Below are 7,951 nucleotides of genomic sequence, written 5' to 3' on the forward strand. Positions count from 1 at the left end.
CCACCCGCCACCCGCCACCCGCCACCCGCCACCCGCCACCCGCCACCCGCCACCCGCCCAGCGACTCTCGCCGCCTGTGCAGCGCTGACGACCGGCCCTCCCCTCGTCGCCCACCGCCACTCTACAGCCAAGACTTGCAAATCGATCTCGGCTATATACGATAGATACCGAGGCAACCAGTGAGTGGCGGTGCTTCGCCGACTCCCGTGCGGCCACGGACGACACGGGCTGGAATTCCGATACGGCACGCCGATTCGGGCCATCACGCCGATTGGGTCATATCCATTTTCATGCAGGAAGAGGAGGTTTGCGCAATGAGGATCGCTTTTCTGTCCGACATCCATGGCAACGAGTTGGCCCTTGACGCTGTACTGGCGGATATCCAGGAAATTGGATGCGATCGCGTTTACGTGCTTGGCGACATCTGTTTTCGGGGATATGCGCCAAAGGCGTGCCTGGACAAGGTTCGCGACATCGCCGACGGGGTCTTGAAGGGGAACGCCGATGCTTGGATTGTGCGCGGTGTCAAGGAAGGGGAAGTGCCGGCGGACATGCTCGAGGTGATGAACGGCGAGCGGGAATGGGCACTGCATTGGCTGGATCCGGCTGATGTCGAGTATCTGGAGTCCCTGCCGATGACGTTGGAGAGTTCTGAACAAGAGGATGGCGTGCGGTGGCTCGCATTCCACGCGACGCCGACAGACCTGTTTTCCGTCATTCCGGTAAACGCCCCGGAAAGTGTGATTGAACGGGACATCATCGGAGATCGCGAGCATCGTCTGTTTCTCTATGGCCATATCCATCTGCCCTATGTTCGGAAGTATCGCGATCGGACCATCGTGAATTTGGGCAGTGTCGGGCTGCCGTTTGATGGGGTTGCGCAAGCTTCCTACGCCGTGATCGACACGGACAAGACGGAGACTCGGATCGACATGAGGCGCGTACCGTACGATGTCGAGAAGGCCGCAGAGCGGCTGGAGTCGGCAGGATACCCACGCGCGCTCTACGTCGCCGAAATCTTGCGCCAAGGACGGCTGCCGTCGTGAATGTTGTAAATGCTGGCGTCACGAGTGGCTGCCGTCACGAACGATCGCTTCCTGCATCATTCTGCATGTTCAACGCCGCTCTCGAGATGGCTTCAGTGACGCGCTGAATTTGTGGACGGTAGATCTCCCGATCCCACGAGTTGTATGAAGGGTGGGGGACGTCTTGAATCACGGTCCAGCTTGGGTCTGTCACGCCAGCGAGTGAAAAGAACTTCTGGGCGAAGCGCCCGCACGGAATCCACGTGATGGATTTTCCGCGAAAGCGTTCCAGTTTCGATCTCAGCCTTGCCACCATGGTCATTTGAATGTCCGCCTGTTGGGGATCCGTGAACTCGAGCTTCTGGTTGTTCGTCCGGACGGCATTCATATGGGCGAACCAGTCGGCGTATTCCTTGCGGATGATCGGCGGATAGGCCCCGGCCTGAAGCGGGATGTTTGACACGTTCATGAGGCCAATGGCGCTGAGCCTCGGTCGGCGCGCATCGATTTCGGCATTTTTCTTGACGAGAATGCCAAGTGGCATCTTGGCGTATTCGGCTCCGAAGATATGCTTGCTCATCGTCGCTCCGGACGAGCCTGAGACGGGTGCCCCGTATTTCAATTCCTGTATGTGCGGCGACTCGAGCAGGAAAATGCAATTTGACGTTGGCAGAATGATATCTGGCACCTCGAATTGGACGCTGAGGTTGGCTGCGATGTCGGAATAACAGGACGACTGCATCACGATGGCGAAAACCTCCAACTTACGATTCTATAGGTGGATATGTTGAGTCTACCATGGTTTAATTTGGATTGGATCAACGCATACTGGGAGAAGTCTTTTCTTGGAGTCTCTCTTCAGTTCTTTCGCTGCACAAACCTTTCTTAAAATCGTCATATGTCGATGTTGAAAACTTGCGCGAAAGATGTCGCGAGTTTGGTATCATCGTACATGGTTCGTTATGCCAAGCTGCTTGCGTTCCAGCAGACGACGGTTTGATTTACCCTGGTTTCATGCTAAGTCTTGAACCGTTCGATCGCGTTTTGCACCAAGCGGCACGATTTCCATACTTCAGAGATAGAAAGGAGACAAAAGCGACGATGAAGCCATCTGGGCGTCGAGTTCGCAGCCTGTTTCTCATCGTGGGGCTGTCAATGCTCGCTTTGGCAGGGTGTAATGATCCAAAGTACATGCCAGTGCTCAGTCCTCAAGGACCGGTTGCAAGAAGCGAGTACTACCTCATTCTGTGGTCTTTCGTATTGATGCTCGTTGTCGTTTTGGGCGTGTTCGTGATTTTCTTTTACGTCACGGTGAAATATCGAGCCCGTCCTGACAACAAAGACTATGTTCCGCCAGAAATCGAAGGAAACGCGAAATTGGAGACGTTATGGACAGTCATCCCGATTATCGTTGTTATCGCGTTGGCGATTCCAACGGTTGCGGTGACCTACAAGTTGGTGAAACCGCCGAAGGTTGACGCCGCTACGGGAGCGAGCACAGCCAAGACTCTCACAATCGATGTGGTTGCCGAACAATGGAAGTGGGTATTCAAGTATCCTGCCCAAAACATTGAGACTGTCAATTACGTCAACATACCTGCCGGTGTGCCAGTAGACTTCGAACTCACGTCCGCGGGACCGATGAATACGTTCTGGGTGCCGGCGTTGGGTGGCATGGAGTTTGCGATGCCCGGAAAGGATCTGAAGCTGTGGTTGGAAGCCGACCATCCTGGAAGCTATGAAGGCAGGAGCGGTCAGTATTCTGGACGTGGTTTCTCTCAGATGACGTTTACGGTCAACTCGCAGACCGCTTCGGATTTTGCGAAGTGGGTGAAACAGACGCAGCAAAGCGCTCCAAAGTTGACTCAACAGGACCAGGAGCAAATCGTGAAGCCTGGTACGCTTAGCCACACATTGACATTCTCTTCGATCGATCCGCAGTGATTGACGGGATCGTCGTTGGATTCGGATAACGCACGAAAGGGAGGATACGAGCGTGAGCGGTATTGTGAATTGGGCCGTCCATTTCTTCATGCTCGACGAAGGGCCGCTGATTTGGCTTTCCGATTTCTTGATCGGAATTGCATCGGTTGGTATCGTTGTCGCCCTCACCTACTTCAAACTGTGGAAGTGGTTGTGGGATAACTGGCTGACAACTGTCGATCACAAAAAGATCGGCATTATGTACTTAATCGCTGCTGTCTTGATGCTGTTCCGTGGCGGTACGGACGGTCTCTTGATGAGAACGCAGCTGTCGTGGCCGAATCTGCATTTCCTTAATGCGGATCACTACGATCAAATCTTCACGACACACGGCACCATCATGATTTTGTTCATGGCGATGCCTGCTTTGATTGGATTTTTCAACATCGCGGTGCCATTGCAGATCGGTTGCCGTGACGTCGCGTTCCCATATTTGAACGCGATTTCGTTCTGGCTGTTTTTCGTCGCAGCGATGCTGTTCAACCTGTCGTTTGTCGTCGGCGGATCGCCGGACGGCGGCTGGACCAGTTATCCGCCGTACGTCGAAAACGCGTTTGATCCAGGTCCTGGTGAAAACTACTTCCTGGTATCCTTGCAGATCACAGGTATCGGTACCATCGCAACGGGTGTCAACTTCCTGCTCACCATCCTTCGTATGCGTGCGCCGGGCATGACGCTGATGCGTTTGCCGATGTTCACCTGGTCGGTTTTGATTACGTCCATCATCATCGTGTTCGCATTCCCTGTCCTCGCAGTGTGCTTGGCGCTCTTGCTGATTGACCGGGATTTTGGCTCGCACTTCTTCACCATCAGCGCGGGCGGTATGCCAATGCAATACGTCAACCTCTTCTGGATCTGGGGACATCCAGAGGTGTACATCGTGATTCTGCCGGCATTCGGTATTTTCTCCGAAGTCGTCAGCACGTTCTCCAGCAAGAAGCTGTTCGGTTATTCAGCGATGGTCGTTTCGATGATCGCGATCGCGATTTTGAGCTTCATCGTCTGGGTTCACCACTTCTTCACAATGGGTGCGGGCCCTGGCGTCAACTCGTTCTTCGGCGTCTCGACGATGGCTATCGCCATCCCGACAGGCGTGAAGATTTTCAACTGGTTGTTCACGATGCACAAAGGCCGGATCGAATACAAGAGTGCGATGTTGTGGGCGGTCGGCTTCATTCCGAACTTCCTGATTGGTGGATTGACGGGTGTCATGCTCGCCGTTCCGCCTGCCGACTATCAGTATCACAACTCGTACTTCCTGATTGCACACTTCCACTACGTGTTGATTGGCGGTACGGTCTTCGGTGTATTCGCAGGGTTGTACTACTGGTGGCCGAAGATGTTTGGCGTCCTGCTCAACGAACGTTTGGGGCGTTGGCATTTCTGGCTGTTCATGATTGGGTTTAACATCTGTTTCTTCCCGATGTACTTCCTGGGCTTCATGGGCATGCAGCGCCGCGTGTACACCTACCCGGCAGGTTATGGCTGGGGCGTCATCAACCTGATTGAGACGTTTGGAGCTGTCCTCATGGGTATCGGCTTCCTCGTCTTCGTGCTCAACATTTTGTGGAGCGCTCGTTACGGTGAACGCGATGTCACGGGGGATCCATGGAATGGCCGTACGCTCGAGTGGGCGACGACATCTCCGGCACCGCATTACAACTTTGCCATCATTCCGCAAGTCAAGGGGCGCGATGCATGGTGGCTGATGAAGCAGGCTGGCGAATCCATCAATGGGCCGAAAGGCATTCCATTTAAGCCGATTCACATGCCGAACAATTCGGGTCGTCCTATCATCATGTGCGCGTTCTTCTTCATCGCCGGCGCGGGTTTCGTATTCCAATGGTGGATACCCGCAATCATCGGCTTGATTGGCGTCGTGGTGACGATGGCGTTGCGTTCGTTCGAATACAATGACCACCATTACATTCCGGTCGACGAGATCGAAGAGACTGAAGCGGCCGCAGGGAGGTTGTAACGATGGCGAATACGCATTCGGCGGTTCACGGGGGACACCACCCTGTGGATCCGTCGGTTCCGGCCGAATACCATTCGGAAGAAAATAGTCTGCGTATCGCGGGCTTCTGGATCTTCCTTGGTTCCGACTTGGTACTGTTCTCATGTCTGTTTGCGACATATGTCGTCATGCACGGAAGTGTGGCAGGCGGGCCAACTTCGAAGCAGTTGTTCGATGTCACTGGATTCACCATTGAGACGATCGCGCTTCTGTTTTCCTCGTTTACATGTGGTCTTGCGACCTACGAAATGAGACGCGGCAATCGCAACGCCATGATTGCCTGGATGATTATCACGGTGTTGTTGGGTTACGTGTTTCTCGGTTTTGAAATTCAGGAGTTCGTTCACAACGTATCGATTGGTGCGACCATGCAGCGAAGCGGCTTCCTCTCGGCGTTCTTTACACTGGTTGGAACGCACGGCTGCCACGTCACACTGGGTACGTTCTGGATGATCAGCATTATAATCCAGCTCGCGAAGTATGGAATTACGCCGATCACAGCGAGAAAGGCGTTTATCGTCAGCATCTATTGGCACTTCCTCGACGCTGTGTGGATTTTTATCTTCACGGTCGTATACTTGACGGGGAAGGTGATCTAACGTGGAATCCAATCACAAGTTTCACCAAGAAAAAGGGTTTCCCTGGAAGCACGTGGTTGGTTTGTTCTTGTCGTTGGTTTTGACGGCCATCGCGTTCTGGCTGGCTCTGGCCACGAATCAACCACCGGCGGTGATCATCACAATCATCGTCGTGCTTGGTGTAGGACAATTGCTCGTTCAGCTCTACATGTTTATGCACTTCACGGAAAGCGATGAAAAGGCATGGCAGGTCCCGACGATATACTTCGCGCTCTTCATTGCTTTGACGATCGTCGGCGGATCGATTTGGATCATGACGTTTAAGTCGCTTGTGGCCTGAAGCTTCAAAGCTTCCGGCGGGAAGGTGATACGATGCGGAATAGCCGCGGTTTTGGTGCGTTTGTATTCGTCGTATGTGTATTGGCCACGATTCAAAATTTCATCGTAAACTCGATTGGATTTTTGGACGCCTACACGGGTTCGGCCTTTGGCTGCGGCCATGAATGGTTTCAGTGCAACGGCCGGATCGTTCCGGTGATCAATTCCATTCAGACATTCATCGAGTTTTCACATCGTGTGGGTGTGCCCATATTGACGATACTTCTGCTGATCGCGGCTGTCACATCGCTCATGCGATATCGTCGATGGCGGGAAGTTCCGCTGTTCGTCAGTCTCAGCATTTTTTTCGTCATCGTTGAGGCTGTGCTCGGCGGTCTGGCTGTGCAGCACGATGAGCCTCCCGCAGTGATTGCGACGCACTTTGGCGTGTCACTGCTCGCGTTTGTCAGTGTGTTTCTTCTTACCGTGTACGTTCGCAGAGCAGAGCGCGTCTATTGCGAATTCCTGCACTCGGGACGAGTCATCCCGCTCCGCGGGGAGATGCCTCCTCGCGCCTTTCGAGTGTTCGGGTGGCTCGGTATACTGGTTATTTACCTGGCGATGTACGTGGGTGCGTACGTGTCGAGTTCGAGTGCGGGCGTCTTCTTCCGTGGCTTTCCCATTCCGACGGAACGTCCCGGACTGCCGCACCACGCGCTTTTGCTGGACTGGACGCATCGTTCTATCGCGGGTCTACTTGTGCTATGGATGATTACACTTGTGATATGGACCTCAAAAATGCGCCGGGAACGCCCGGATTTGTACCGGGGTGCCTGGTTCGCCATGGCGTTTGTCATCGCCCAGGCATTCAGCGGCGTCTATCTCGTGCTCAGCCATACCAGCATTGGAGCGTTTATGTTGCACGTTTCCATTGTCACGGGACTGTTCGTTTCGTTGTGCTTTGTCGCGTTTCAGACGCTGCCTCCGTTTCACGGCCGTTCACCTGAACGTTGAAACCTCGAGATCGATCTCAATTGTTTCTCGGCGAGATGAGCCCATAGCGAAAACAGGCTGGTACCTTCCGGTATCAGCCTGTTTCTTGGTACGCCCGGCATGAGTGGGCTCTATTCCAGACAGTAGATGGGACACTTACGGCGGCATAGTCAGTCCATGATGAGCCGCGGCGGGTGGACGGACCTCGTTTGACGAAATCCACGTTTGCAATATAATCGAAACCGGAAGCGAATGTATGAAAGCGCTTCCCGTTTGCATTGTCCGCTTGCTTGCAGGAAGGGGGGTGTCGACGTGAATCAGGTCGGTGAAAAGAGGAGAAGTCGCTGGTGGTATCTGCTTTTGCTGCTGCCACTCGTTGGAACGCTGATTCCTCCAATCTATTCGTCACAGACCCCGGAGCTCTGGGGGATTCCCTTTTTCTATTGGTATCAAATGTTGTGGGTCATTCTCAGCTCGGTGATTACCATGATTGTGTATAACATCACGAAGGATGAATAGCCGCCTATAGGGGGAAGGGGGAGCAGCTGTCATGCAGTGGACTGCGCTATCCGTCTTTATCGTGTTCTTTGTCTTGGTCACCGTCGTGGGGTTTCTTGCCGCCCGTTGGCGCAGGCGCAGCCTCGATTCCATCGAGGAGTGGGGACTGGCGGGACGGCGGTTTGGAACACTTGTTACCTGGTTTTTGGTAGGCGGGGATTTCTATACCGCCTATACGTTTATTGCGGTGCCGGCGTTGATGTACGGAGCGGGCGCACTGGCTTTTTACGCGGTTCCGTACACAATTGTGGTTTATCCTATCTTCTTTGTCATTCTTCCAAGACTGTGGTCCGTTTGTAAGAAACACGGCTACGTCACCGCCGCCGATTACGTGGCGGGCCGCTTTGGCGATAGGTGGCTGGCCTTGGCCGTTGCTGTGACAGGCATTGTTGCGGTCATGCCGTACATCGCGTTGCAGTTGGTTGGCATGCAAGCCGTGATCGGCGCCATGGGCCTGCAAGGCGAATGGCCGCTCATCG

At 54.0% G+C, this 7,951-nt stretch carries 10 protein-coding genes; 8 read left to right on the plus strand and 2 right to left on the minus strand.

The genetic code is table 11. The features are described from left to right. A partial coding sequence (locus tag AAC01S_RS19810) for a hypothetical protein (RefSeq protein WP_217997865.1) occupies window positions 1-248 on the minus strand: 248 nt, incomplete at its 3' end. 66 nt (window positions 249-314) lie between these two features. Between AAC01S_RS19810 and AAC01S_RS17620 the strand changes: the two genes are divergently transcribed. Then, window positions 315-1,046 (plus strand): metallophosphoesterase family protein, encoded by a 732-nt coding sequence (locus AAC01S_RS17620; RefSeq protein WP_067625586.1) that lies wholly within the window; start codon window positions 315-317, stop codon window positions 1,044-1,046. Window positions 1,047-1,080: 34 nt separating this feature from the next. On the opposite strand, the gene AAC01S_RS17625 is transcribed toward AAC01S_RS17620, so the two are convergent. Next, entirely contained in the window at window positions 1,081-1,767 is a 687-nt protein-coding gene (locus AAC01S_RS17625) for a hypothetical protein (protein ID WP_067625598.1), read from the minus strand. Between the two features lie 359 nt (window positions 1,768-2,126). On the opposite strand from AAC01S_RS17625, the gene AAC01S_RS17630 reads away from it, so the two are divergent. From AAC01S_RS17630 to AAC01S_RS17660, 7 genes are all read left to right on the plus strand, one after another. Then, entirely contained in the window at window positions 2,127-2,969 is an 843-nt protein-coding gene (locus AAC01S_RS17630; RefSeq protein WP_067625587.1) for a cytochrome c oxidase subunit II, read from the plus strand. Window positions 2,970-3,057: 88 nt separating this feature from the next. Continuing rightward, window positions 3,058-4,986 carry a cytochrome aa3 quinol oxidase subunit I gene (gene qoxB, locus AAC01S_RS17635; RefSeq protein ID WP_067625601.1) on the plus strand — a complete coding sequence of 643 codons (1,929 nt, stop codon included), beginning with the start codon at window positions 3,058-3,060 and terminating at the stop codon, window positions 4,984-4,986. 2 nt (window positions 4,987-4,988) lie between these two features. After that, entirely contained in the window at window positions 4,989-5,624 is a 636-nt protein-coding gene (gene qoxC / locus AAC01S_RS17640) for a cytochrome aa3 quinol oxidase subunit III (RefSeq protein WP_067625589.1), read from the plus strand. Between the two features lies 1 nt (window position 5,625). Next, complete coding sequence (gene qoxD / locus AAC01S_RS17645; protein WP_067625592.1) at window positions 5,626-5,943, plus strand: cytochrome aa3 quinol oxidase subunit IV; 318 nt, start codon at window positions 5,626-5,628, stop codon at window positions 5,941-5,943. Window positions 5,944-5,975: 32 nt separating this feature from the next. Continuing rightward, entirely contained in the window at window positions 5,976-6,935 is a 960-nt protein-coding gene (locus AAC01S_RS17650; protein ID WP_067625594.1) for a COX15/CtaA family protein, read from the plus strand. A gap of 291 nt (window positions 6,936-7,226) precedes the next feature. Further along, a complete protein-coding gene (locus AAC01S_RS17655; protein WP_067625596.1) occupies window positions 7,227-7,433 on the plus strand; it encodes a DUF3311 domain-containing protein in 207 nt (68 codons plus the stop codon). A gap of 31 nt (window positions 7,434-7,464) precedes the next feature. Beyond that, on the plus strand, window positions 7,465-7,951 hold a 487-nt coding region (locus AAC01S_RS17660), incomplete at its 3' end, for a sodium:solute symporter family transporter (RefSeq protein WP_441394808.1).

The sequence above is a fragment of the Alicyclobacillus acidiphilus NBRC 100859 genome (assembly GCF_001544355.1).
GTDB lineage: Bacteria > Bacillota > Bacilli > Alicyclobacillales > Alicyclobacillaceae > Alicyclobacillus > Alicyclobacillus acidiphilus.